20 protein-coding genes are annotated in these 25,894 nt (G+C 50.7%); 5 read left to right on the top strand and 15 right to left on the bottom strand.

What is annotated here, in order from left to right:
• The 4 genes from wecB to AC1DF0_RS25590 are packed head-to-tail and all read left to right on the top strand — an operon-like array spanning nucleotide 1 to nucleotide 3,794.
• Nucleotides 1-1,128: a non-hydrolyzing UDP-N-acetylglucosamine 2-epimerase gene (gene wecB / locus AC1DF0_RS25605; RefSeq protein ID WP_442052951.1), complete on the top strand. Its 1,128-nt coding sequence runs from the start codon at nucleotides 1-3 to the stop codon at nucleotides 1,126-1,128.
• 58 nt (nucleotides 1,129-1,186) lie between these two features.
• A complete protein-coding gene (locus AC1DF0_RS25600) occupies nucleotides 1,187-2,170 on the top strand; it encodes a UDP-N-acetylglucosamine 4,6-dehydratase family protein (protein WP_477576030.1) in 984 nt (327 codons plus the stop codon).
• A gap of 21 nt (nucleotides 2,171-2,191) precedes the next feature.
• On the top strand, nucleotides 2,192-2,920 hold the full coding sequence (locus tag AC1DF0_RS25595; protein ID WP_442052949.1) for a glycosyltransferase family 2 protein: 729 nt from the start codon (nucleotides 2,192-2,194) through the stop codon (nucleotides 2,918-2,920).
• A gap of 58 nt (nucleotides 2,921-2,978) precedes the next feature.
• Nucleotides 2,979-3,794: a UTP--glucose-1-phosphate uridylyltransferase gene (locus tag AC1DF0_RS25590; protein WP_442052948.1), complete on the top strand. Its 816-nt coding sequence runs from the start codon at nucleotides 2,979-2,981 to the stop codon at nucleotides 3,792-3,794.
• A gap of 138 nt (nucleotides 3,795-3,932) precedes the next feature.
• Here AC1DF0_RS25590 and AC1DF0_RS25585 read toward each other — a convergent pair whose 3' ends face one another.
• From AC1DF0_RS25585 to AC1DF0_RS25560, 6 genes are all read right to left on the bottom strand, one after another.
• Complete coding sequence (locus AC1DF0_RS25585; protein ID WP_442052947.1) at nucleotides 3,933-5,048, bottom strand: hypothetical protein; 1,116 nt, start codon at nucleotides 5,046-5,048, stop codon at nucleotides 3,933-3,935.
• Between the two features lie 127 nt (nucleotides 5,049-5,175).
• Nucleotides 5,176-5,865 (bottom strand): class D sortase, encoded by a 690-nt coding sequence (locus AC1DF0_RS25580; RefSeq protein ID WP_442052946.1) that lies wholly within the window; start codon nucleotides 5,863-5,865, stop codon nucleotides 5,176-5,178.
• Nucleotides 5,866-5,898: 33 nt separating this feature from the next.
• Nucleotides 5,899-6,339, bottom strand: a complete 441-nt coding sequence (locus tag AC1DF0_RS25575) for a GtrA family protein (RefSeq protein WP_477576027.1) — start codon at nucleotides 6,337-6,339, stop codon at nucleotides 5,899-5,901.
• Complete coding sequence (locus tag AC1DF0_RS25570) at nucleotides 6,332-7,348, bottom strand: glycosyltransferase family 2 protein (RefSeq protein ID WP_477576025.1); 1,017 nt, start codon at nucleotides 7,346-7,348, stop codon at nucleotides 6,332-6,334. Before AC1DF0_RS25570 ends, AC1DF0_RS25575 begins: the two co-directional genes overlap by 8 nt.
• A gap of 22 nt (nucleotides 7,349-7,370) precedes the next feature.
• Nucleotides 7,371-11,195 carry a glycosyltransferase family 39 protein gene (locus AC1DF0_RS25565; RefSeq protein WP_477576023.1) on the bottom strand — a complete coding sequence of 1,275 codons (3,825 nt, stop codon included), beginning with the start codon at nucleotides 11,193-11,195 and terminating at the stop codon, nucleotides 7,371-7,373.
• A gap of 178 nt (nucleotides 11,196-11,373) precedes the next feature.
• The gene (locus AC1DF0_RS25560) at nucleotides 11,374-12,102 is read right to left on the bottom strand and encodes a YhcN/YlaJ family sporulation lipoprotein (protein ID WP_442052942.1); all 729 of its coding nucleotides are present in this window, start codon (nucleotides 12,100-12,102) and stop codon (nucleotides 11,374-11,376) included.
• A 162-nt stretch (nucleotides 12,103-12,264) separates the two neighbouring features.
• Between AC1DF0_RS25560 and AC1DF0_RS25555 the strand changes: the two genes are divergently transcribed.
• On the top strand, nucleotides 12,265-13,287 hold the full coding sequence (locus tag AC1DF0_RS25555) for a beta-ketoacyl-ACP synthase 3 (protein ID WP_477576020.1): 1,023 nt from the start codon (nucleotides 12,265-12,267) through the stop codon (nucleotides 13,285-13,287).
• A 6-nt stretch (nucleotides 13,288-13,293) separates the two neighbouring features.
• Here the strand turns inward: AC1DF0_RS25555 and AC1DF0_RS25550 are convergent, their stop codons facing one another.
• The 9 genes from AC1DF0_RS25550 to AC1DF0_RS25510 form a co-directional block, all read right to left on the bottom strand.
• Nucleotides 13,294-13,557 (bottom strand): hypothetical protein, encoded by a 264-nt coding sequence (locus AC1DF0_RS25550; RefSeq protein WP_442050650.1) that lies wholly within the window; start codon nucleotides 13,555-13,557, stop codon nucleotides 13,294-13,296.
• Nucleotides 13,544-13,927 (bottom strand): hypothetical protein, encoded by a 384-nt coding sequence (locus AC1DF0_RS25545; RefSeq protein ID WP_442050649.1) that lies wholly within the window; start codon nucleotides 13,925-13,927, stop codon nucleotides 13,544-13,546. The genes AC1DF0_RS25550 and AC1DF0_RS25545 overlap by 14 nt, the downstream gene beginning before the upstream one ends.
• On the bottom strand, nucleotides 13,924-14,268 hold the full coding sequence (locus AC1DF0_RS25540) for an alpha-helical endospore appendage domain-containing protein (protein WP_442050648.1): 345 nt from the start codon (nucleotides 14,266-14,268) through the stop codon (nucleotides 13,924-13,926). The genes AC1DF0_RS25545 and AC1DF0_RS25540 overlap by 4 nt, the downstream gene beginning before the upstream one ends.
• Before the next feature lie 22 nt (nucleotides 14,269-14,290).
• Complete coding sequence (locus AC1DF0_RS25535; RefSeq protein ID WP_442050647.1) at nucleotides 14,291-14,581, bottom strand: nucleoside-diphosphate sugar epimerase; 291 nt, start codon at nucleotides 14,579-14,581, stop codon at nucleotides 14,291-14,293.
• 105 nt (nucleotides 14,582-14,686) lie between these two features.
• Nucleotides 14,687-15,985 carry a glycosyltransferase family 2 protein gene (locus tag AC1DF0_RS25530; protein WP_477576017.1) on the bottom strand — a complete coding sequence of 433 codons (1,299 nt, stop codon included), beginning with the start codon at nucleotides 15,983-15,985 and terminating at the stop codon, nucleotides 14,687-14,689.
• 171 nt (nucleotides 15,986-16,156) lie between these two features.
• Entirely contained in the window at nucleotides 16,157-22,168 is a 6,012-nt protein-coding gene (locus AC1DF0_RS25525; RefSeq protein WP_477576015.1) for a WIAG-tail domain, read from the bottom strand.
• Between the two features lie 177 nt (nucleotides 22,169-22,345).
• Nucleotides 22,346-23,377 (bottom strand): FecCD family ABC transporter permease, encoded by a 1,032-nt coding sequence (locus AC1DF0_RS25520; RefSeq protein WP_477576013.1) that lies wholly within the window; start codon nucleotides 23,375-23,377, stop codon nucleotides 22,346-22,348.
• A 2-nt stretch (nucleotides 23,378-23,379) separates the two neighbouring features.
• The gene (locus AC1DF0_RS25515; RefSeq protein WP_477576011.1) at nucleotides 23,380-24,420 is read right to left on the bottom strand and encodes a FecCD family ABC transporter permease; all 1,041 of its coding nucleotides are present in this window, start codon (nucleotides 24,418-24,420) and stop codon (nucleotides 23,380-23,382) included.
• A 205-nt stretch (nucleotides 24,421-24,625) separates the two neighbouring features.
• Complete coding sequence (locus AC1DF0_RS25510) at nucleotides 24,626-25,789, bottom strand: glycosyltransferase family 4 protein (protein ID WP_477576009.1); 1,164 nt, start codon at nucleotides 25,787-25,789, stop codon at nucleotides 24,626-24,628.
• Between the last annotated feature and the right edge of the window lie 105 nt (nucleotides 25,790-25,894).

Raw genomic sequence — 25,894 nt, 5'->3', positions numbered from 1 at the left:
GTGAAAAAATTGAAAGTGATGACGGTGCTGGGTACACGACCGGAGATTATCCGGTTGTCTGCCGTAATCAAAGCGTGCGACATATATTTCGATCACATCTTCGTGCACACCGGACAAAACTGGGATCCTAAGCTGAACGATATCTTTTTTGAAGATCTTCGGCTCCGCAAGCCCGATTATTATTTGAACGTCGTCGGCCAGCATCTCGGCGAAACCATTGGCAACGTCATTGCCCGCTCCTATGAGCTAATGGAGCGCGAGAAGCCGGATGCCGTGTTGCTTCTCGGCGATACGAACAGCGCGCTTGGCGCCATTGCCGCCAAAAGGCTCAAAATACCGATTTTCCACATGGAGGCCGGCAACCGCTGCTTCGACCAGAACGTGCCGGAGGAAACAAACCGACGGATCGTTGATCATATCAGCGACGTCAACCTGCCCTATACGGAGCATAGCAGACGTTATCTGTTGGCCGAAGGCATACGCAAGGAACATATTTTCGTAACCGGTTCGCCGATGACTGAAGTGATACGCGATTTCCAGAAAGAGATCGATGAGCGGGATATTATCGATAAACTCGGCCTTGAGCGGAACAAATATATCGTGCTTAGCGCTCACCGCGAGGAAAATCTAGATATCGACGCTCAGCTTTTCTCGCTTATGAATGCCGTGAACGAAGTGGCCGAGCAATTCGGTTTTCCCATTGTTTACACTGCCCACCCGAGGTCGCTCAAAAAGTTGGAAGCGAAGCAGATCGTTCTTCATCCGCTCGTGCAGATTCATCAGCCCTTCGGCTTTCTCGACTACAACCAGCTTCAGCAGCACGCCTTTTGCGTATTGTCCGACAGCGGCACATTAAGCGAGGAGTCCGCCATTCTGAATTTTCCCGGCGTCTTGATTCGCACAAGTACCGAACGTCCCGAAGTGCTCGACAAGGGGACGATCGTAATCGGCGGCGTTACGGGAGAGCATTTGGTGAAGTCCATTACGCTCGCAGTCGGCATTCATGCCCAGAAAGCGGTCAATTTACCAACGCCGCCGGATTACGCCGACACGAACGTTTCCATTAAAGTCGTCAAACTCATTCAGAGCTATACCCCGATCATTAACAAAGTGATCTGGAATAAATAAATGCTTGCCGCGCCATCGTTCAGCGCTAAGACTTGAAGGCATACAAGGAGGATTCACCATGTTTACGAACAAAACGATACTCGTTACTGGAGGTACGGGCTCTTGGGGGCAAGAGTTGACGCGGAAGCTGCTGACCGAGAAGCCGAAGGAAATTAGAATTTTCTCCCGTAACGAATTTACGCAAGTCGAGATGAAACGAAAGTTCAACAGCCCCGTTCTAAACTTCCTGATCGGCGATATTCGCGATTACGAGGCCGTATCCGACGCTTGCCAGAACGTCGACTACGTGTTCCATCTGGCTGCGCTCAAGCATGTTCCGATTTGTGAATATCAGCCGCTGGAAGCGCTCAAGACGAACGTGAACGGCACGCAGAACATTATTCGCGCCAGCATCGAGAATGGCGTAGACAAAGTGATCGACGTCTCGACCGATAAGGCGGTTGACCCGATCAACTTCTACGGCTTGACGAAGGCGATCGGAGAGAAGCTGATCATCAAAGCGAATGATCTTAGCGAGCACACTCGTTTCGTCTGCATTCGAGGCGGCAACGTCCTTGGAACAAATGGCAGCGTCGTCCCTTTATTCAAACAGCAAATTTTGGAAGGCAAGCCTCTCACCCTTACGGATAAGGAGATGACCCGCTTCTTCCTTACAATTCCGGAGGCGATCGAGCTTCTTATCAAAGCCGCTTCCGCAGCCATCGGCGGAGAAACGTTCGTAATGAAGATGCCGGCTTGCAAAATCACCGATCTCATTGAAGTGCTGAAGTCGGTCTTCGGCCAAACGAGCCTCCCCGTCAAGGAAATCGGGATGCGGGAAGGCGAGAAGCTGCACGAAGTGCTCATTTCCCGCACCGAGTCGCAGACGACCTATCAATATGACAAACAATATTACGTTATTTTACCCTCCCATTCCGCCGAAAAGCTATTGAACCAGTACAACCATCTAAACAAAATCAGCTTCCCCTACTTCCAATCTGACCAAGAGCTGATGTCTCATGAAGAAATCAAGCTGCTGCTTCAGAAAGGAAAATTCATTTAATCCTATCGACGAGGTGATCATATGATAAAGGAAGCTAGCCTCTCCAATAGGACGATCAACGGCGTAACCATCATTACGAGCACGAACAAGCCCCAATACATGAATAATATATTCGACAATTACATCCGCCAGTTGCTTCCTAACAAGCAGCTGATCATTGTATTGAACAGCAGCGTGATCGATTCAGGCCCATGGGTTGAGAAAGCGAAGGCGTACCCGGACGTCCACGTCTATCAGTTGCCCGAATCTGTATCGCTTGGGGAATGTCTCAACTTTGCCGCCGATCGGAGTGGGTACAACGTCATCGCCAAATTCGATGATGACGACTTCTATACCAAGTATTATTTGACCTCTTCCTTGCGTGCCATGCGGCTCAAAAACGCCGATATGGTCGGCAAGCGCACGGTACTCACTTACTTCGTGGATGACAAGACGCTCATCCTTCGTTTTCCTGGACACGAAAACAGCTATCAAAATTATGTCGCCGGAGGCACGATGGTCATTCGCAAAAGTGCTTTCCAGCGCGTGCGGTTCGGTGCCATATCGCTTGGCGAAGACGTCGATTTCATGACCCGCTTCCGGCGCCAGGGCTACAGAACGTATGCGACAAGCCGTCACAATTACGTCTACATGCGTAAGTCCGACCCGGGCATGCATACGTGGAAGCCGTTGAAATCCTACTTGATGAAGACGGGAAGATTCATCGCCCGGACAACCAACTTTCGCAAATATGCGCTTAAAAAAAGATAACCACGACCGCGCTGCCTGGGGGCGGCTCGGCGCGCTTATCGTCGAGGGGTGATTCCACGTGATTCGCAAAGCGATTATTCCGGCAGCAGGCTACGGAATACGCAATCTGCCGGCAACAAAGGTCATTCCAAAGGAGTTATTTCCGATCGGCAACAAGCCTGCGATTGATTACGTCGTTGCTGAAGCGGTACAAGCGGGAGTTACGGATATTCTCATCGTCCTGTCCCGGAACAAGACGGAAGTGATGAATTACTTCGATCGTTCTCCCGAGCTGGAATCCTACTTGATAGAACGCCAGAAGGAGAGCTTGCTTCCGCTTATCGCTCCGACTACGCTCCGCATCCAATACGTCCGGCAGCAGGATCCGCTCGGCCTCGGTCACGCGATTCAGCTTGGCGAGTCTTTCGCGGCCGGCGAACCGTTCGCCATCATGCTCCCGGACCAGATTAGTTTAAGCCGGACATCGATGCTTTCTCCACTAATCAAATGTTTTGAACAATACCGCACCAATGTCATCGGACTGCAGAGTATGAAGCAGGAGCTGCTGATCAATTACGGCGTTGTATCGGCTTCGCGTATTAAAGCGCGAACGTACGATATCGACTCGATCGTCGAGAAGCCAAGCGTCCCTCCTTCTCAGCTTGCCGTGATGGGCCGCTATATCGTCAAGCCGAATATCTTCGACAAGCTGCGCCAGACAAAGCCCGGCTTTAATGGTGAAATTCAATTAACCGATGCGCTCAACAACGCTTGCCAATCGAGCAGGATGATCGGTTATGCGTACAACGAACGTTGGTACGATACAAGCATCGAAGAACAATATATAAAGCTGCAGCATAGGGCGCTTCAACTAAAAACAAGAAATAATAAATAGAGGCAGAATGGCTCTCGATTTCAGGGAGCTGTTCTGCCTATCGCTTTATCCTGTTAAAACAAGAATCCGCTAACGGCTTTGAGCAGGTGCTAAGCTGCTGAAACCGAAAACGGATCGTTGCCTTACATAAGATGGATATTAATAACGCGTTTTTAAAAGCGGCTTAGAGGTCCTTCTCTTATAGGATGGAACAGCTCTTCTGCTGCCTTCCTTCAGTCGGTTTTTCTTTCTTAGCGGTTTGCGTGAAGGACGTAAGTCAACATTAGAGGACGATCTGTAGTAGGAGGCTCCAGGCTGGAAGAACCCGTTGTTAAGCTGGAACGGATTATCAATGACCGGATTATCGTAGTAATTGCTGCGGAACGCTTGCTTGGCTTCCTTGTCGATGATCTCTCCGCTTGCAAAGCTGCCGAAGCTCCACGACATAGCGGTTCCGAGACCATTAGCCGCCTCGGCCACCTCAAGGGCGTAACTTTGATAAATCTGACTATACTTCCAAGCTTTGTTATCATCCAACCACCTTGCGGCCGCAGCAAGCTCTGGCGAGAAGTGGATGAAGCGAAGCGGTTTGCCATTAACCGTGTAAGCGTCTTTGGCAATCTGTTCAATATTCCATCGCTCTACTAGATTTCGATGTTCTATGCCATAGCCGTTATGACGAAGCGTATGAACATTATCAAAGTAGATCGGCGCCAAATCCAGATACGAATATTCGTTGCCTGCATAACGCTCCGATATTTTACTCCACCAAGCCAAGAAACGTTTGGCCTCGGAATGCCTTGTTAAGGCTACCATACCTGAGCTGTATATGCCTGCCTTGCCTGCTTCCATTTGCCAATCCCATTCCATGAAGTCAGAGTTCGTATGATGTCCGGCAATTACAATGGGATGCTGCTTCGGAATTTCGATAAGCTCGCTGAGCGGGGAGTAGATCCTAGTATTCGAATCCAAATAAACGAGCAGATGCTCTTGAACATAACGATCGTAAATATAGCTCATAAGCGGAGCTTTGCTTGCATTTTTCGCTTCCTGTTCATCATATTGAAACCAGAACTTCGATAGATTCGGGTAGTGCAGCACGTTATTCATCAAAATAACCTCATCAAAATACGGACACTGGGATACATGGGCAGGCAGTGTGCTTTCCACAATCCCCACGACAATTTTCGTTCCGGGCATATGTTCCTTAACCGACTTAGCCAATACAATCGCATTCGGCAAATCACGAGCTGAAGCAACCGTCCCAACAATCATTCAGGGCTCACTATACGATAGGAAGATAGTCGATGCGCATTCACTTTTGCAGATCTCTCCTCTCTTCCTTTAGTATATGATTGTCCCCGATCATATGACTCCCTGCTAAAAGTCTATCTTTGCGAGTCTAGCTTAACTTAGCATGAACAATAAGACGATGGGTCGGCTTTACGATCGGGTCACATGTAATAAGCGTAAGCAGCTTATCCTTATTATTGTAGTTCAAGACAGACACATCGGTAGGCTCAACAATGGAAACGTCATAGACCGTATAGGTGAACGTCTCATCCTTCGTCTCGACCGTTATTTTATCGCCGACCTTCACTTCCCCTAGCCGATTGAACAGCTTTCCCTTCGCTCTCATCCGGTGGGCAGCGATTGCGGCATTTCCTACCTGTCCGACCTTAGCCGTCTCCTTCAGATGAGCAGCCGCATACTTCATATTTTTCTGCGTCGCCCCTTCCAGTACGGGCAGACTTAGCTTGATGCTCGGAATCTTGATCGTGGCGATCGCTTGCAGCTTCGGCGTCTCCGCCTTCGGCTTATCGGTAGGCGCAATTGTGGCTGTTGGCGCATCCGTCGTTACAGCTGCGGTATCGACAGTCTCGACTGAATTACCCGGCTCTTCGCCGAATAGGTTCGTCAGATCCTCGTACTGCGCCTGCGCCTCATCCTCTGCGGTTTGATCGAAGCTCGCATCTTCCCATTCCGCCATCAGCCGGTCCTGCTGCTTCGTTTCGTACCATTCGCTGGCCTTCGGGTAGAGAAGCACTAATATGCCAAGTATGACTAAAGTATAAGACAATATTTTTCTCATTCTGCTCACCTCTTGTTTCTAGAGCTTATTCACCTATCCATTGACACGCGCGCCTGCGAATACCCAGCGTTTGCTGCCATAGAAATTAATGACTACCGTCACCGCCGTTGCAATCAGCTTTGCGTATAGCTCCTCCATACCGGCAAGCTTCGTCAACAAAGCCAATAATAGAATTGAGACTGCTAGTATAACACCGTTCCATACTACGAAGCGAATCAACTTCTGCAAGCGCCCCGGCTTGTGAGTCGCAGCTGTTCCTCCGGTCTCTCCGCCAAATGTGAATTTGCTGTTCAGTATGTAGCTGTTAACCATTCCCGCACCGTAAGATATCACCTGCGCGATCGCAAAGTGAATGCCTAGCCATACGAGCAGTGCAAATAGAACAATATCAATTGCCGTATTTAGCAGCCCTACTGCATTGAACGTTAAGAATTGAATGGCTAACGCCTTTCGGCTGCGGCCGTTGCTAGACATATTGTTTATCCCGATCTCGACTCCTGCCTGTACTTTCCCCATCTTCATCCGCTTCACTGCCAGCGCTGCTCGAATAACCCTGCACTTCACGGACGATATACAACGGACGTCCCTTCGACTCGTCATAGATTCGACCAATGTATTCACCAATAACGCCTAGAATCATGAGAATAATTCCGTTAAACAGCAAATTGACAGCAACTATAGATGCCCAGCCCTGTACAGGGAATCCCGAGAACAGCTTTTGGAACACTACGACTAGCAAATACAGGAAGCTGCCGATCGATAGCGTGAAGCCGACATATGTCGCAATCTTTAAAGGCTTATAGGAAAAGGACGTAATGCCGTCAAGCGCGAAGCCGATCATCTTCTTCAGCGGATATTTAGTCTCGCCTGCGAAACGTTCCTCGCGAACGTATTCGACCATCGTTTGACGGAAACCGATCCAGCTGACAAGTCCCCGCACGAAACGGTTTTTTTCCTTCAATCCGCGCAATACGTCGCACACTTTGCGGTCAATCAGACGGAAGTCGCCTGTATCGATCGGAATATCGAAGCTCGTCATGCTGCGCAAAATTCGGTAAAACACCTTAGCTGTCACTTTCTTGAATAAGGTTTCCCCTTTACGCTTCAGACGCTTGCCATAGACGACCTCGTAGCCTTCCTTCCACTTAGCGATCATATCGAGAATGACCTCTGGCGGATCCTGCAAATCGGCATCGATCACGACAATCGCATCGCCTTGCGCGTAATCCATCCCTGCGGATATCGCAATCTGATGGCCGAAGTTGCGCGAGAAGTCGATCAGACGGACATTGGGATCGAATTCGCTAATCATGCTAATTAGCTCGACTGTCCGATCACGGCTACCGTCATTGACGAAGATAAGCTCATAGGCCTCATCAGTGGTGTCCATAACTTGCTTGAGACGGTCATACGTATGCTCGATGACCTCCTGTTCATTGTACATCGGTATAATAATGCTGTATTTGACTTTAGCGGCTTTCATTCATTCGCCTCCATTGAACGATCTAGAATACCCAACTACTGAACCAACGCAGCCAATGTCTGATGTAATCGCTGCTTACGGTCATTCCGGACAAGACCGGGTAGAACATGATAAACAAAGCAACAGATACCGCAGTGAATATAGCTCTGATGCGACTGAAGTTTGGCTTCTTCTCTTCGATCGCTTTGAAGATATAGACGATGCTTAGGATGATGAACGGCACCATTGCAAAATAATGATACAGGAAGGTCAGCCTGGTGACGAGCATCCACGGCACGTATTGCGCCAAGAAGGCGATCCATATCATAAAGGCCGACCGATCGCCGCGCTTAATGCTAAGCCAGAACGCACCTGCCATCGCAAAGATCCCTGTCCACCATATGAGCGGATTGCCTAACGCAGCAATGGACGATGCCATTCCGGCCGTCATATCATCTCCAGAGTAATACCAGACTGGCCGCTTCATGAACGGCCATTCCCACCACGACGAGGAGAACGGATGCGTTGACACTAAGTTGCTGTGGTAGTTGAACATATTTTTCTGATAATCAATAAAGCTTTGAACCGTATACCCTTTGTCCATCACGTTAAGCACTGGAATATAACTAAGAGCGTAAATAAGCAACGGAATGACAATATAGAAACCGATGCAGCTGGCTAGTGTCACGATCGTATATTTCGGGAATACCTTCACAATTAACGTTAATTGTTCCTTATCCAAGTCCTCTGTCCGATTCGCCGCAAGCAGCCGCTTAGCTGCGGCATATTGTCTGTACCGATCATATAACGACAGGGCAAGCATAACGGCAAGCCCGATGCCTCCGTACAAGACGATCCACTTCGATGCTACGCCGATTCCGAAGAAAAGTCCTGCAAGGAACAGCGGCAGCAGCGTCGTTTGAAGCTTAACCTTATAGAAGCTAAGCGCATTGTAGCGATGCATGAAATAAAACATTAACATAATGAAAAATACGCCATAAACGTCAATCGTAGCAATCCGCGTCTGTGTAAAATGCATGAAATCAGCAGCCAGCAATATCGTTGCCGTCGCCGCGTAGGTCGTTCTGCCCAGCAAACGTCTTGCGATCAAATACATAAGCGGAAGCATTGCAATTCCCACGAGTGTGCCGGCTATGCGCCAGCCGAACGGATTAAGACCGAACAGCTTGATTCCGAGCGCGATCAAGAGCTTACCCAGGGGCGGATGCGTATTTTCATAAGCCACAATATGCTCCAGATGCTCATATGCTGTTCTCGCATGATAGATTTCATCGAAGTAAGAGCTGTTCGTGAAGGTTTCCTTAACCTTCACTTCGTCTTGCTCGTCGAACAGCTGCTGTACGCTGCCGCGCTTTGCATCAACGGCTTCTTCCGCATGGACTGCCGCGATAGGGAGCGGCTTCTCACTGCCTTGCTCGAAGAAGGCAAGCTCATGCATCGAGAATCCGGTATTAACAGTCGTTAGACGAACATAACGGGCAGCAACATCAACCTGTTGGCTATTCCACTTGAATACGGCCACATGACTGCTCTCGACCTCTACAGCGCTGCTCCAATCGTCAGCCGTTTCACTGAACTCGTATTTGTACTTGCCGGTCCCTACGCCTCCGAAGCTGTTAATCATCGTGAGCTGCTTGCTCTCTCCAAGGTCGACGTAGAAGCTTTGTCCAGACGAACTCGGCTGCCACACGGTTACTGGGGCGTGATGTGAGCCTAGATTGATCAAAGCAATTACAGCATAGATTAGGGTGATGGCGCCCATCCATATCCAATCCCGCCGCGATAGCCAAGCAAGCTTCGACGTCTTAGCGCCTACTTCTGCCGCCTGTTGCTTGAACTCGGCTACAGCGGCATAGTCAGATGCCTTCGCATCTGCTTCAGTAAACGGCACAATACCGACGGTTCTTCCCCTCTTATACATATCATATCCGATATAAAGCATGTATAGCAGTAATCCGATATTGGCCATGGAAGTAAGCATCAGGATACCGTTCATCGGTACGAAAGTGCCTGCTTTGCTGAAATCGAGCACATAAGCGACATTAATGAAGCTGGTCAGACTGAAGCCAAAATATAAATAAAGCATTCTTCGATCGAATGACTGCATGAACGATACGAGGCTCAGCAACAATACAGGGAACAAGTATCGTTCATGCATCTTCGTTACAAGCATAAATACAACGGTAATGAGAAGCGCCGCGAGATAGAAAGAATGATCAGACGTCTCCCCATTGTCCTTCTTTTTCCTGAATGAGAAGTATACGGCAAGAGCTACCGCAGCAATAATGAACAGATTGCCCCATGTTTTGAATGGAAGCAGCAGCCATTGTTGGTCTAGCGCTTTCMAGTTCGCGCCGATCAGCGTATAGAGATTGAACGCATTAAGCGAAGCATACGGATAAGACGATAAAGTGCCTGAATACAAATCCAGAAGCGCGCTGAGGCCTCCATTGCCCCAGAAGTACGGAACAGCGAGCAAGCCGAATGTAGTGAAACCGAAGAAAGCGCTGACCGGAACCTGCTTCCATGCTCTGCGGTGAATGAAGTACAGCAGCAGTACAGGCATGAAGATGAACGCTTGCGGCTTGATAAGCGCCGCTATCGCGAACCATACAGAAGCCCGCTCGATTTTGCTTTCACTCAGATTATAGAACGAGAGCACAAGAACTAACGTAAAGATCGAATCGACCTGCCCCCATGCAGCGGAATCTACGATGACTGCCGGATTGAAGGCATATAGAACAGCTAGTCCAAGCGCGAACGCCGGGCTTAGCTTCTTTCTTGCAATCTGGAAGATAAAGTAAGCAGCGCCAAGATCGGCGAGAATTGCAGGCAGCTTGAACAACAGCAGCGCTGCATCTGTCCCAGCTTGAATGCCAAGCAAAGATTTGAGTGTACCCAGCACGTACAGGACATAAATATAGCCTGGCGGATAATCGACGAATACGCCGGAATTATAAAACCCCGATAAGCCTTGCGACGCGGCATGGTCAGCCCAAGCGATAAATAAGGCAATATCCGTTCCATAGCCGCTTGTCGATACCGCAATTGCCGCCCGTAAAGCAAATGCGGAGATAAGAAGCAACGACAGCAATATGTAAGGTGAATTTCCTTTCAAGTCTAGCTTATCGTTACGGAATACCGTTTTGTAAATAAATATGAACAACAGCGTGAACAATAAGGAATAGATTAAGAGCGGTATAATGGATACATGATGCTCGGCTTTCGCGGCATCATCATCAGGCTGGGCTGGGGCAGTCGCAACCAGATCGAACACCTGCGCTCCATTAGGAGCAGCGGCAACCTTCTCCATGCTAACATCATCGAAGTACGCTTTGCCGGCGTTCAAGCTTCCATACCCGCCGAGACTTGCGCCGAATATAATCTCTTTTTGATCCTTGCCCGTCTTGCCATAGAACTCCAAGTACTCCCATTGACCATTCGTTTCCGACTTATTTGGGTACTGGGCGGCCACTCCGTCCACGAAGAAATGCGCACCGGTTCGGTCCTGCATTAAACCCTCTGTCTTCACATATCCCGAGAACTTATACGTTTTCCCTGCTTCAACAGCTACGCGCTGCGTCCAGCGGGAATGGTTCTCTTCTTTGTTCTCAATAACGGCAGCAACTTGGCCGGATTGGGCGCCTACATCGGCAATGCCATAGTCGGTAACCCCGCTTTCCGTTACATATTGAGCTTGATCCCATCCTTCAGGCTTGAGTGAAGTCAATTGTTCGAAGCCGCCATTTTTGAGAAGATTGTCCGCAGCATAACCTGTTGTCACAGGCAATAATGCAAGCAGCATAAAGAGAGCGATAAGGACGCGACGCGACTGAGTTCTAATCATTATATATTCCACCTCATAGGGATAAATAAGCGCTTTTTTTTACATGAAAATACAGTTTAACTCTATCGGATATTGCCGGCTCGGTCAAATAAAAAAACTTCAATCCAACTGAAAAATAAACCGGCGAAGGAGAGCTTCCCTTCAACCGGCTTATGGCTGTCATCGCATATTGCGCAACTTAATCGTAAATGATTGTTTTAGGCTTCGTTCCCTTAAGGTTCAGTACGTTGCTGTCTCCGGATTTCGCTGGAAAGATCCTCTCGACCATCGCGCTAAACTCGGCTACGAAACCTTGGATAGGATGTCCCAATCTCACATCATTCATATAGCCATTCATCCTGCCGACAAAGTCCGGATTGGCGGATACGTACACATGCTCTACGGTTGGACTTAACCGCTTGACCTCATTAGCGATCTGATCCTTGATCTCGTCAGTAAGCTTATCCTCTCCGGTCGAGAGACTGCTCATTCGTTTGCTCATTTTAATTCCGTCCTTGCCGATATACCCGTAATTCGAACGGCTCATCAGTTTGGAGTTGCCTTTAGGCTCGCTTTCATCAAGCGATACGGCAACGTACGCATTAGAATCCGTAAGCATGACATAGGATGACTTGACCGCATCCATAGAGGTAATGCGGTCAGCGATCTTGTCGCTCATTTCCATCCGATACACTTTATGCGATCCGACTACATTATTGCTATTTAACCTACGGCCATTCACCCGGTTCATTTCGTTCATCTGATCGTTTGCGAACCGCTTGTCCTTTATAAGGTTGCCGTTAGCATCATAACGAACACTATTAGGCCGTATATTTTTGTTGCCGACATCGCCTTGATATTGACCGCAACCAGCCAGCATTGTGCCGAGCAGAACGCTTGCTGCCAAAGCTGCCATTTTGCTGCGCATGCTTATTCGCCTCCAAACCTGTAGTTTCGAGCACTGTTGGCCCGATTTTTAGGATAAGCAGTTCGGATGACACCTATTCTTGCCGTTGACAAAATCTCATTGGTAATATAAATTAGTATCAAGTATTAGTACCTGATACTAAATCGAAAGAAGGGTTAAGCTATGAGCAACGCTGCTGCGAATCATGCTCCGAATCAGATTCAGTCCAATGCCGCCATAACGGCCATTGGCTCTTATGTGCCAGAACGCAGAATGACGAACAGTGATTTGGAGAAATTGGTGGATACGAATGATGAATGGATAGTTCGGCGTACGGGTATCCATGAGCGTCGGATAGCGGCCGAACATGAATTCACGAGCGACTTATGTATTGCTGCCATTCAAGATATGATTGACCGGTACGCTGTAAGTGTTGATGATGTAGACTACATTATTGTGGCGACCACGACACCTAATGCCGTCGTTCCCGGAGTCGCTTCGCTTGTCCAAACGAGGTTCGGTATCGTCAGCTGCGGCGCGGTGGACGTGCAAGCGGCTTGCGCAGGCTTCGCCTCGTCGATTCAACTTGCTAACGGCCTCATCCTATCCGGGATGTGCCGCAAAATATTGGTTATCGGCGGAGAAACATTGTCTAAAGTAACGGATTACACAGACAGAGCGACGTGCATTCTGTTCGGCGATGGTGCTGGCGCTATTCTTATGGAGAAAGACTCCGCGGGGAGCGGTAACGTTACCGCCATGTATTCCACTACAGACGGCTCGCTCGGGCATCAGGTCTATTTAAGCGGACTAGCACCTTCGATTGGCGAGCATCCGCTACAGCAGAACGGCCGATTGGTGCAGAACGGTCAAGAAGTTTACAAGTGGGCGATTACACAAGTGTCGGAAGGCATTACGAATATGCTTACCCAATATGGCCTGCAGCCAGACGACATCGACTGGTTCGTGCCGCATAGCGCGAATATGCGAATTGTAGATGCAATCTGTGAAAGAACTGGCATTGCTAAGGAGCGCGCGCTTACTAGCATGGGTGATTACGGCAATACATCAGCCGCTTCGATCCCTCTTGCGCTCGATAGCGCTGTACGAGAAGGCCTCGTTAAACCAGGCCAACTCGTGCTGCTGTATGGATTCGGCGGAGGACTAACGCAGGCGGGCGTACTTATTCGCTGGTCCATGCAGTAGGTTCGCCTACTGCTTCTCATCATAAGCCTTCAAATGACCGTCCTCGAAGCCTTTCGCGAAGCCGGAATTGTATCCTTCATTATAGAAGTGCTTTTGGCTCGTTAACTCCTTGTCATCACTAGATAGACGCTTCCGTATCACCGTAGTGCGGCGTAGAAGCGTCTTTTTTCGTTGGCTGCCCTTCATTCCGTAGCCGGTCCGCTTAACTGAGGAGGACGGGCTCGACGTTTTTCTGCCAGTGCCAGCAGCTTTGCGTTTATTTCTTATCATGACGGCTGCCTGCCTTCCTTGGAGAGCTGCCTGTCTTCGCTCCACGGCGGCTAGCAGGGTGCGGAGACCAAAGCGTCTTCCTCCGGTTCATCTCTGATTCCGTTAACTTCCCGGTCTTGCCGGAGTGGCTATTACCGGTATTGCGGCTTTTTCCCCGATTGCTTTGCTCTGTCCTTAATATTGCTTCTGCCATAGCTCTTTGCATATCGGTCAGCATACGAATATTATCCCGAAGCAGCTTGGCTGTTTCGGGTGATTGCTCGGCAACGTTCGCTATGCTATCCAAAATTCGCGCCAAGGCATGCTGGCTTTTTGCAATCGAACTAATGAGAGACGCTCTGGCCGCTTGTTCCGTCAATAATGTACTCATCTTCTTCTATCCCCGAACGCTGGATTGTTCCCGAAGCCGCCCTCCATACCCGCGAAGCCTTCGCTTGCCTCTTCTTTATCGAGGACTGCCTTCAGGATGGAAACCATACTCTGATTTACCTTCGTAATCCCTTCGATCGTCTCCAGCACCATCTCATGATATTGGACAGACTGATTCAGTTGCGACTGCTGGCTGTCAAAGATGCGGCTCTCGACATGATTCAAGACCCAAGCTTGCTGCTTCTCCGCTTCAGTCGCCTTAGCCTGGAGGATGAAGGCAATGCTCCACTGCATGCTGGCTGCTGAGCTAACCATTTTCAAATAGGCTTCTTCACGATTCATATAGTCGCCCCACCCCCGCTAATCATTCTTCTTCAGCTACCTTAAGCTCTCGAATAATGATTGATAAATGTGAAGCTATCGTTTCTTGCAAATCCGCAATGCTGTTCAAATAAGCGACAAGATTTTGGGATACCGCTAGCGAGTTTTCCACGATTGCCGATACTCCGCCGTCGAAGCTCGGCCTCAGATCTGGAATGACCTGAACGATATCCGACATTCGAACGGCGACATGCTTTTCCGCCTCAAGGATGCGCGCCAGTTCCGCGCTCGACTGGGCCATATGCTCAACCATTTCGTTTATATAATTTTGCACAAAAGGTCACCTCTCTCTAACCAATCACTTTGCTTACATCATATGCGCTGATCCCGGCAGTGCCACAACCTCTCTTTGCTTTCCAGCCGGAGAACCTTCTTTAGGCTACAGCGCTTGCCGGAGCGAGCAAGGAGCGATAATAGGCAAGCCAGACGGCAGCTCCTCTAATTGCTGTTCCGATAGATTGGCAATCGGATATAGATGCATGAGCCAAGACTGCTCGGCAACAGGACCCGCTACCTCTCGTTTATTACCATTTTCCAAATAATAGAGTATCCCTTCACTGCTGCGTATGACCGATCCGTGCAAAGCCGCCCCCGGCACAGTATCAAGGCGTTTGGCCGCCTCCTCTGCCGTTATTGCTTCACCTGACTCCCATCGTCTAACATCGAGCTGCGACAGCTGCACAGCGTCCCGCTCCCACTCTCCCATAATCAGCCGTTTCTTCTGATCCTCGATCCAGTAGATCCGATTGCCGGTTCCTTTGACCACGGCCTGCAAAGGGTAATAAGCAGCCTCTCCGAGGTTCGTCGTCCACCCAAGTTCTTCTCGATAGCGCATTATTTCATTTGGGTTCAACCATTTGTCCATAAAATAAAGCATTGACGACGTGCTCGCCTCGCTCGTCACTTCATAGTGCTCTACCAGCTCTGTCCGATCAGAATAGATAGGCGCGAAATGTACATAGGCCTCTTCCGTATACAAGAGCGTGTATCCTTGCAGCCTCACTCGCAGACTATAATCCTCTTCGCAGAATGCTTCATGCTCAAGCGCCTCATCCAGGTAACCTGTTTTCTCCAGCAGCTCACGTCTAAACAGCAGACATTGCTTGGACAGCCGCTCCGTCCTCTTCCTAGTACCAGCATCTATGACATTGTTGATTCTTGCTTGCTCATGCATATCTTCCAACTTCTCGCAGCGCAGAACCTTATGCTGATTGCCTTCCCAGCCATTCGACACAGGACCGACCATTCCGATCGAGCTGTCGCTATTCAAACAATTCAACATATTTTCCAGCCAATATTCGGTTGCAATGATCCGATTGCTAAGCAGCAGCATTGTCGTTCCCTTCGCCATCATCAGTCCCCGATTGGCAGACATCACAAAACCAGCGTCGTTGCCAAGAAGACAATATCTCACTTGGCCATCCAACCCTTTCAAGTATTGTTGCGTGTGATCGGTAGAACCGCTATCAATAACGATTACTTCATAGGGCAATTCCGTATGCTCCATAATACTGTCGATGCATCGCTTCAAATATTCAGCTTCATTGCGACAGGTAATGATAATACTGGTTCCGTCAAAATAGTTTCCGTAGCTGTCATAGCCCGCTTTCAAGCCTTCTTTATAGCCGTTAGCCACGCCCAGCTTTGGACGACGGGACTGATCTTTCTTGCGCCTCATCGGCACTCTCTCCAATTCGTCAAGTTATGATAGGGGTAACACGTTATTGTATGTACGGGGAAGCGCTCTGCAACGGCATTTGTACAACTACCTGTTCGCCCTTTCCTTTCTCGCAATAGAAATAGAGACGATGCAGGTAGACCTGCACCGTCTCTTCTCATTCATTTACGATTATTTGCCAATCGCTATCCAGTTGATATTGCCTTTCAGTACTCGGCTGAATCGCGTACGAACGATCGTAATCATCGCTTGCTCTTCGGTCTTTGCTTGGATAATCGCATAACAAGCCGTATTATCCGTTGACGCAACAATCACATAATTATCGTCTGCGAAAGGCTCATCGAACGTAATCGTGACTTCAATCTGCTCTTCTTGCATCGAGAAGCTGTAAGGCTCAAGACCGAATTGCTGCTTCGTTATGCCCGTGCTGCTCGGCGTTACAATCGGCGTGAAGCTGAGTGCGGAAAGTCCGACCGAACCGGCCTGAAGGTGCTGGCTTGTGATGGAATGATCGGCGATATCCTCGGGCTTCAGGGCTGATGTTCGACTGCCGCTTTCCAAGAAAAGTCCTGGGGCAAGCTTATCGGCTGTTATGCTGCCTGGAGCCAGATGTTCCGTTCCGACGCTCTCGGCTGCCAGCTTCTCGAACGTAACAGCGCCGTCCGCCAACTGCTCGGTGTCCACGCTGCCGCGCGCAATCTTATCCGTCGTGACGCTGGCGTACAGCAATTGCCCTGTACCGACGCTGCCAAGTGCAAGCTTCTTCAGCGTTACACCGCCGTTCGCAATCTGCTCGGCGCCTACGCTTCCGGGCGCCAGCTTCTCCGACGTCACGCTGGCTATATACAAGTGCTGCGTCCCAACGCTGCCGTTGGCAAGCTTGCTCGTCGTTACACTGCCGCTCGCAAGCTGCTCCGATTCAATAGTTCCCTTAGCGATATGCACAGAGCCAATGATGCCGCCCGCCGCGATATGCTCGGCTCCTACGCTTCGTTGCGCCAGCTTGCTCGTCGTCACGCTCCCATTTGCCAGCTGCTCCGATCCAATACTGCCGCTTGCGATATGCACCGTTCCGATAATGCTGCCTTCTGCGATGTGCTCGGCTTCTACACTTCCGTGCGCCAGCTTACTCGTCGTCACACTGCCGCTCGCAAGCTGCTCCGAGCCGATGCTTCCAGGAGCTAGCTTCTCCGTCGTGACGCTGTGATAAGTTAATTGCTCTGTTCCGACGCTGCCGGAAGCCAGCTTCTCTATCGTGACACTGCCATCGCTTAGTTGTTCCGTTCCGACACTGCCGCCCGCGAGCTGCTCGGCTCCAACGCTGCTTGCAGCAAGCTTCTCCGTCGTAACGCTGTAATTCATTAATTGTTCTCGCCCTACGCTGCCAAACGCCAGTTTCTCGTTCGTCACGCTGCTCTCGCTTAATTGATCCGTACCAACGCTGCTGCTTGCGAGCTGCTCCGATCCAATGCTGCCTGGCACGATATGCTCGGTTCCAATGATGCTGCCTTGGGCGATATGCTCCGTTTCGACACTTCCGGAGGCTAGCTTGCTCGACGTCACAATCCCGCTTGCCAGTTGGTCCTCGCCTATGCTGCCGGCGACGATATGCTCCGTTCCAATGATGCTGTCGGGTACGATATGCTCCGATCCGATGATGCTGTATGCCAGCTTGCTCGTCGTCACACTGAATTTGGCAAGCTGATCCGAATCAATGGTGCCAGCGACAATATGCTTTGTTCCAACGATACTTTCCGGTACGATATGCTCCGAGCCGATACTGCCGTATGCCAGCTTGCTCATCGTCACACTGTTATCCGAGAGCTGATCCTCGCCAATGCTGCCGGCAACGATATGCTCCGATCCAAAGATGCTGTCTGGCGCGATGTGCTCCGTTCCCACGCTGCTGTATGCCAGCTTGCTCGCCGTCACGCTTCCGCTGGCAAGCTGCTCCGCTCCGATGCTTCCAGCCGCGATATGGTCAGCCCCGATGATGCTGCCTTGGACGATATGCTCCGTTCCCACAATTCCGGATGCCAGTTTGCTCGCCGTCACGCTTCCGCTGGCAAGCTGCTCCGCTCCGATGCTTCCGGTCGCGATATGCTCCGCCCCGATGATGCTGTAAGGTACGAAATGCTCCGTTCCCACGCTGCCGTATGCCAGCTTACTGGATACAATGCTGCCCGCTAGGAGCTGTTCTGGCCCTACGCTGCCTGCTGCCATCTTCTCCATCGTCACGCTGCGGTTCGCTAATTGCTCCGTTTCGACGCTTGCAATCGACAGCTTCTCATTCGTTACACTGCCTTCGCCTAATTGATCCGTTCCGACACTGCCAGAGGCAAGTTTGTTCGTTGTCACGCTGCCGTATGCAAGCTTATCGCTTCCGATAGTGCCATTCAAGATATGCTCGGCTCTTACGCTTTCGGAGGCAAGTATGCTCGAATCCACGCTGCCTGCCAGCAATTGCTCCGTCCCGACGCTATCTGCGGCAAGCTTATTCAACGTCACGCTGCCTTCGGCCAGTTGGGCTGTTCCGACACTGCCTAGCGCCAGCTTTCCTGTCGTCACGCCGCCTTCGGCCAATTGTTCCGATCCAATGCTGCTGCTGGCAACTTTACTTGACGTTACGCTGCCATTAGCAAGATGTTCCTCTCGAACGCTGGACAAAGCGATTTTCTCCGATGTGACGCTGCCGTTCAACAGCTGCTCCGTTCCAACGCTGCCTGTCGCCAGCTTCTCCTGCGTCACGCCGCCGCTCGCAAGCTGCACCTCGCCAACACTGCCCGCTGCCAGCTTCTCTGCCGTCACGCTGCCTTCGCTCAATTGCTCCGTTCCGACGCTGCCAAGCGACAGCTTCTCCTGCGTTACGCCGCCACTCGCTAGCTGCTTCTCGCCTACGCTTCCCGCTGCCAGCTTCTCGGCTGTCACACAGCCATCGTTCAATTGCTCTGTTCCGACGCTGCCGCTAGCGAGCTTGCTTCTTGTCACGCTTTCGCTTGCAAGCTGCTCCGTTCTAATGCTGCCTGCGGCGATATGCTCAGCCTGAATACTGCCATAAGCAAGCTTGCTCGACACAATGCTGCCTGCCAGCAGCTGATCGGATCCGACACTTCCGGGCGACAGAATATGCGCGGTCACGCTTCCTGCCGCTAATTGTTCCTCTCCGACGCTTCCTGGAGCAAGCTTCTCTCTCGTTACGCTGTTATCCGCCAATTGTTCCGTTCCGACTGCTTGCGATTTAATATGACTGCCGAGAACAGCTTCGTTTGCGAGCTTCGTGCTTATAACAGAACCTGCCATGAGCTGTGCGCTGCCGATGCTGTCAATCCCAAGCTGCCTCGATCCAATCGAACCTATCTTAATCTTGCTGCCTGGAATGATATCGTCAGCCATCTTGTCGAAGGCGAGCACGTCTCCGGCTAGATGAGCGTTTGTAATCGTTCCCTTACGAATATGATAGCCTTGAAGCGTATCAGCCTTCAGATGTTTGCCGGCCAGCGTCTCGAGCTGCACATGCTMACCGGCAATTGCGCYGTGCGCCAGCTTCACGCTGACGATTGCCCCATCTTGAATGGCATCGGCGCCTACGCTTCCGAGCGCCAAATGCTCGGCTTCAACAGCCTGCGGGCGAAGATGCTCAGGGCCAACGGATAATTTCGTTAGATGCTCGTAAGCGACTACGTTTAGTCCGAGGTGCTCCGCAGCGATTGCGCCCTTTTGCACCGTTTCCGATCCGACCGAGCGCGCCATCAGATGGGCTTCCCCAACACTGCCAGCCGCCAGCTTCGTCGTCGTTACCGAACCATCGGTCATATGAAAGCCATGAACGCTGTTCTCGCCTAAGTGGATGCCGAGTACCGATTGGCCTGCCAAATGCCGGCTGGCTACCGCTTCTTCCACGATATGCGCGCTGTGAACGGCGCCTTGCGCCAACTTCGACTTCGTAACGACACCGTCCTGCAGCGCCTCTGCCGAGATCGACTTGATTGACAAATGCTCCGCAGCAATCGAGCGGTGTTGCAGGTGGCTGGCGTGAATCGTTCCGTGTTGAATATGCTTTCCTTCCACCGAGTTGTCGGCGAAATGTTCGGGCAACAATGTCCCAGGCGCGATCTTGGAATGTGTTACGCTCCCGTCCGCAAGCTTAGCTCCCGTTACGCTAAGGTCAGCTAACTTATCGGACGTTACCGCTTCCGGCGATAGCTTAAGCGAGTTCACAATATGGTCGGCCAAGTGATGCGAGAGCACGACGCCTGGCCCGATATAACGCTCCGTTATCGCTCCGAACGCAAGCTTGCCGCTTGTAACGGAGCCGTCCTGCAGCTTATCCGTTGTTATGACGTTGTCTGCCAGATGGGGGACGTCAACAACGCCTGGCTTCAAATGGCTTCCATTCACAGAACCCGGCGCTATCGCTTCCTCGGTTACAGCCTGCTTCGATAGATGGAAAGCTCTTAGAGAGCCAGGGGCGATCTTCTGGAAGGTTACTGAATCATCGTTCAGATGCTTCGTCTCTACAGCATCGGCGGCAAGCTTGGCGGAAGTTACTGCCTGGTCCAACAGCTTTCCTGTCGTTACAGAGGCGTCGATGAGTTGACCCGTCCCTACGGCAGCTGTATCGATATGCCCGAAGCGGACGGATTTGGCTGCAAGCTTCTCATCATTAATGATGCCGTTCTGCAGATGATTTCTCGCAATCGCCTGTGCGGAAAGCTGCTTGGAAGAAACGGAATCTGCAGCGAGATGGGATTGCAACACCTGCGATTCGGCTATTTTGTCAGACGTAACACTGAAGCGCCCGAGATGGCGATTGAGTACAGCTTCATTAGACAGCTTCTGAGCGTTGACGCTTTGATCGGACAGCTTCGACAAGGTGATCGATTGATCGACGATCTTCATTGTCGTTACCGATTGGTCGGATAGCTTGGTCGTCGTTACCGATTGATCGGATAGATGCTCGCTCATAATTTGGCCAATCCCGATATGAGCACTTGTTACGCCGCCCGCTTGAAGATGGGTTGGACCGACAGCCGACTCGGCGATTTGCCCCGAATTGACAGCGCCGGTTTGAAGCTCTCTGGAGCCAATCGTCCCTATGGCAATGTGCTGCGATTGAATAGAGGCTTCAAGGATATGGCGACCTTCGATCATACCATCGGACAAATGCTCGGATTGTATGCTGCCATGCTTTACATGAGCTGAACTAACTGCTTGCTCAGCGATCTTATCTTCTGTTACGGAGCCATCGCGAAGCTTTGAGCTTGTAATCGCCCCTTCAGCAAGTTTGGAATTATTAATCGCTTCATTGGCAATGTTCTCTGCTTGAATGGAGCCGCTCGCGATCTTATCGGCCGTAACGGATTGATCGCCTAGAAGCTCGGTCGTAATAATAAGCTCTTTCAGATGCTTCGCTTCGATGGAATGATCGGCGAGCTTATAAGCGCTTATCGTGCGATCGGCAAGCTTCTCAGAGCTGATGCTGCCGTCCTGCAGCTTGCTGCCGTCAATGGAATGGTCGAGCAGCTTAGCGCCGGAGATGGAGCCGTTAGCTAGATGCGTACCTGTTACCGATTCCGGAGAAAGCTTCGTCGAAGTGACTGAACCATCGGCAATATGAATGTTTTTGATGGCGAAGTCTGCAAGCAGCTCGGAGCCGATGCTGCCCGCTTGAATCTTGGAATTATTAATAGAGCCCGGTGCAATCTTGCTTTCGGTAATCGACAGATCCGCCAAATCATCGGTGTAGATGAATGGCAGCGGACCTTCTGGCCCTTTCTTCTCTTCAATCTTCTCCAGCTTATCTTCATAGCTGATTTCGTTTATTTGATCAATCAACTCTTCCAATTGCTCCAATTGTTCCGATTGCTCGCCTGCTTCATCGTTAGCGCTTGCTTCAATTCCCGTTATGAGATCAGTCTCGATAGCAGTTCCTTCTTCTTCTGCTTCAAGCTCCAGTACAGGTGATTCCATAGCAGCTATTTTCACCGCATCCTGTTCCTGATCATGTTTCTGATCCTCGTCCGTGTTCGCAACTGGAACAACTTGCTTGAACGGCGAGGTTCTCTCTGCTTCCTTGCGCCTTCCCGCCTCATCGAGCCACTTTAATTCGGAAGTATTCGGATTATCAACATAAAAAAGCGGCTTTCGCCCCTTCGGGCTCTTCCCTGATCTGCTTTTTGCCATTGCCCTCTCCTTCTTCCACCTGAAATGTCTTAGGTAATATATGCAACTACCCATGGGCTGGCTACACGGCACACGACAAAAAAACCGCAGAGACAGATTGTCTCCGCGGTATCGCCGTGAAATATAAGAACAGTTTAAGCAGCGAATTTATTCTTTCTTATGTTTTAAAAAAGGTATTTATCGCGTTTTGGCCAACAGGTAAAGGAAGTATGGCGCGCCGATAACCGCTACAACAATACCCGTCGGAATATCGGTAGGCTGGAAAGCCCATCTCGCAAGCGTATCTGCTACAATAAGCAGCAATGCTCCGATAAGTGCCGATGCCGGCAGCACATACTGATGCTGCGGTCCTACAAGTCTACGTGCCAAATGCGGCGCGATCAAGCCAACGAAACCGATGCCTCCGCCAACCGCTACACACGCACCGGCAAGTCCAACAGCAGCAGCAATAAGCCCTAGCCGCTCTCTGTTCACGCGTGCTCCAAGACCGATTGCTAGCTGGTCGCCAAGATTAAGCGCATTGAGCACCTTCGCCTTCGCGAAGGAATACGGCAGCAAAATAAGGATCCACGGCAGCAGCGCAAGCACGAATTTCCAGTTCGTTCCCCAGATGCTGCCCGCCAGCCATACCGAAACGAATTGATAATCGTTCGGGTCAAGTCTGATCGTCAGCACAAGCATTGCTGCGCTAATGCCTGCGGCAACTGCGATACCGACCAGAATCATCCGAGTCGGCATGAGGCCGTAATGCTTTCTATATGATAGCGAGTATATAAGCAGCGCTGTCGCCCCAGCCCCTACAAGCGCAAGGAATGGCATGAAGAACAAGGGGGCCGCTTCATTGACCGGGTAGAAGCTAATATAGAGAACAACGGCTAGACCCGCTCCGGCGTTAATGCCGAGCAGCCCGGGATCAGAGAGCGGATTACGCGATATGCCTTGAATAATCGCACCCGATACAGCGAAGCCTGCACCGATCAATACCGATATTACAATCCGCGGCAGACGGAAGTCGAACAAAATAAGCTCTTGCTTACCCGTTCCCGAGCCAAACACAGTCTTCAGCACATCAAGCGGCGATAATCGGATATAGCCTGTGTTCATACTGATAATAAAGGAAGAAATAATGAGAATGCCGAGAACGGTCATGACGATGATCGCTCGACTTCTTCTGTTCTTCTCTGTTGCGGTAATATACAATTCGTTCATCGTTATTCCCTCCTCATCTTCGTCACGAGATATAAGAAGTAAGGAACACCGATTAACGCAATAATCGCACCGACTGGCGTCTCAACCGGCGGATTAATCATCCGGGCGCCAATATCGGCAACGACCATAAGCAGACCGCCTAATATCGCCGAGCATGGAATAATGAATCGATAATCGACGCCTACGAGAATGCGCGCGATATGCGGAATGACAAGCCCTACGAAGCCGACTGCCCCAACCACGGATACGGCAGCTCCGGCAAGCAGCAGCACGATAATAATCGATAACGCTTTAACCCAGCCCGTGCGTTGGCCCAGTCCTTGAGCAACCTCGTCGCCCATACTAAGCACTGTAATCTGACGGGAAATCACGATCGCTCCGAGCAATCCGCCGAGAATCCATGGAGCGATAATTTTGATCTGCACCCACTTCGTGCCTGCAACGCCCCCGGCATACCAGAAAGCCATATCCTGACCAATCCGATAATAGATCGCAATTCCTTCCGTAATGGCAAGCAGCAACGCGCCAACAGCAGCGCCTGCAAGCGTCAGCCTGACCGGCGTCAATCCGCCTTTGGCAATCGATCCGATGCCATATACGATACCTAGGGCAACAGCCGCGCCAGCGAAACACATGAACATAATTTCCAAGTAGGAGAGTCCTGGGATGAACGCAAAGCAAATCGCGAGCATTAAGCCAGCGCCGGCATTAAGACCGACCAAGCTTGAATCTGCTAGCGGATTGCGTGTCATTCCTTGCATGACTGCTCCGGCAACGGCGAACGCAGCACCTACTAGTGCGCCAGCGAGTGCACGCGGCATGCGAAGCTCTTTGATAATAAGATGCTGCACGTTTTCCCCATCAAAGTGGAAGATAGAATCCCAGACCGTCGACAGATTAATATCGGCGGCGCCAACAGAGATGGACAGTGCCAGCGAGAACAGCAATACGGCTATTCCGCCAAAAAAGATTACGGTGGCCGCCAGCGGCCTCGTGCGCAGCGGTACGGCTTGCTGCTCGTTGGTTTGCGACTTGGAAGACATCTGAAACTACCTCTCTGTATGTAAACTTTTGTACTGCCGACAACATAACGATGATCATTATAATCGTTAACAAATGGTATAAACCATATTTTCGGCAAAAAAAAACGACAAATCCGATATAGTGATAACGATTCTCGTTTTCAATATATCAGAAATGATCGTTTTTTTCAATGGAAGAATTGGTCGAGCCTTTTCTCGTTATTCGTTAGCGCATTTGTCCCTCCGTCTCAAGAAGCTGCAGCCACCTGTCAGCCGTATGCTGCCAGGTGAACATCTGTTCTACACGCTCCCGGCTTCGCATGCCGTAGTCCCGGCGAAGCTCATGGTTGCTTAGCAGCAATTGCAGCATCTCGAGCAGCTCTGCCTCACCCCGTGCAGGGTCGACCAAAAAGCCCGTGCTGCCATGCTCAATAATTTCCCTCATGCCGCCTACATTGGTTGCCACAACGGGTACTCCGCATGACATTGCCTCGACATTCACGAGTCCAAAAGCTTCACGCTCGACGGACGGGACGACTGCGATATCCGCAAGCAGATTCCAATCCGCCACCTCCGTGTAGGGGACGTAAGGGACGAACCGAACATGCTGGGGGCATAGCCGTCCAAGTCTTTCTAGCTCAAGCGCGTACCTCGTCTTGCGGTGAGAGCCGTAGAACGGACTGCCGACGATAACGACCAGCACCTCAGGGTTGCTCCGTGCAAGCTGGGGGACGATTCTGAGCAGATGGTGAACTCCCTTAAGCGGAATAAGCCTGCCCATAAAGAGTACAACGCTTCTGTGAGCGACCCCTTCTCTCTGGCGCAGCGCTTCTCGGCGGACCATTCCTTCGGGCGAATACTGAGATAAGAAACGAGACGTATCGACGCCGGGATAAATAACTCGCAGCTTGGCTGCTATGTCCGGCACTTTGCTTGCGACGACAATCCGCAAATAATCGCTGTTGACGATGATTCGGTCTGCAGCGCGCAGGCAGTGACGCAGCGTTCGAGGCGTAATATGCCTTGGACTTATAAACGTAGAGGAATGCAAATAAAGCCAGACTCTCTTTCTCGGGTTTGAACGTCTCATAGAGAGCACATATTTAGGTCGATTCTCTACATCGATGACATCTGGATTKAATCGTTTAATTGCCTTGCCAATCGATTGAAGATAACGAGTTGTGCTTTTTTTAGAGTAACGCTCGTACACAACGCCAAGAAGCTCACCCTTGCGGGGGAGCTTCTTGGACAGCTTGCCATATATTCGCGGTTCCGCGCGAGGCTGCAGCAGCGGAGCAAACTTCTCTATGACTCGCTCGACGGAGCTGCTCATAGGTGAAGGAATTGAGTAAGATCCGGGTGTAACGATCGCTACTTTCATCGATGCCATTGGGTTCGTCTGCCTCCTGCTCATACGCATGATGCAGTATTATACGCCTTTGGACGAATCGATGACCTATACATGTGACCTAACTCAAGAAGGTATTTTCTCTGC

The organism is Paenibacillus sp. 05T425 (genome assembly GCF_056396205.1).
The sequence above is the reverse complement of the archived record's forward strand: the minus strand, read 5'-3'. Positions and strand labels throughout refer to the sequence as shown.

What these genes read in the sequence shown, in the direction of transcription:
- AC1DF0_RS25600 (WP_477576030.1), top strand. Translation starts at nt 1,187, where the DNA reads ATGTTTACGAACAAAACGATACTCGTTACTGGAGGTACGGGCTCTTGG.
- AC1DF0_RS25595 (WP_442052949.1), top strand. Translation starts at nt 2,192, where the DNA reads ATGATAAAGGAAGCTAGCCTCTCCAATAGGACGATCAACGGCGTAACC.
- AC1DF0_RS25585 (WP_442052947.1), bottom strand. Translation starts at nt 5,048, where the DNA reads ATGATTGTTGGGACGGTTGCTTCAGCTCGTGATTTGCCGAATGCGATT.
- AC1DF0_RS25580 (WP_442052946.1), bottom strand. Translation starts at nt 5,865, where the DNA reads ATGAGAAAAATATTGTCTTATACTTTAGTCATACTTGGCATATTAGTG.
- AC1DF0_RS25575 (WP_477576027.1), bottom strand. Translation starts at nt 6,339, where the DNA reads ATGTCTAGCAACGGCCGCAGCCGAAAGGCGTTAGCCATTCAATTCTTA.
- AC1DF0_RS25570 (WP_477576025.1), bottom strand. Translation starts at nt 7,348, where the DNA reads ATGAAAGCCGCTAAAGTCAAATACAGCATTATTATACCGATGTACAAT.
- AC1DF0_RS25560 (WP_442052942.1), bottom strand. Translation starts at nt 12,102, where the DNA reads ATGCGCAGCAAAATGGCAGCTTTGGCAGCAAGCGTTCTGCTCGGCACA.
- AC1DF0_RS25555 (WP_477576020.1), top strand. Translation starts at nt 12,265, where the DNA reads ATGAGCAACGCTGCTGCGAATCATGCTCCGAATCAGATTCAGTCCAAT.
- AC1DF0_RS25550 (WP_442050650.1), bottom strand. Translation starts at nt 13,557, where the DNA reads ATGATAAGAAATAAACGCAAAGCTGCTGGCACTGGCAGAAAAACGTCG.
- AC1DF0_RS25545 (WP_442050649.1), bottom strand. Translation starts at nt 13,927, where the DNA reads ATGAGTACATTATTGACGGAACAAGCGGCCAGAGCGTCTCTCATTAGT.
- AC1DF0_RS25540 (WP_442050648.1), bottom strand. Translation starts at nt 14,268, where the DNA reads ATGAATCGTGAAGAAGCCTATTTGAAAATGGTTAGCTCAGCAGCCAGC.
- AC1DF0_RS25530 (WP_477576017.1), bottom strand. Translation starts at nt 15,985, where the DNA reads ATGAGGCGCAAGAAAGATCAGTCCCGTCGTCCAAAGCTGGGCGTGGCT.
- AC1DF0_RS25520 (WP_477576013.1), bottom strand. Translation starts at nt 23,377, where the DNA reads ATGAACGAATTGTATATTACCGCAACAGAGAAGAACAGAAGAAGTCGA.
- AC1DF0_RS25515 (WP_477576011.1), bottom strand. Translation starts at nt 24,420, where the DNA reads ATGTCTTCCAAGTCGCAAACCAACGAGCAGCAAGCCGTACCGCTGCGC.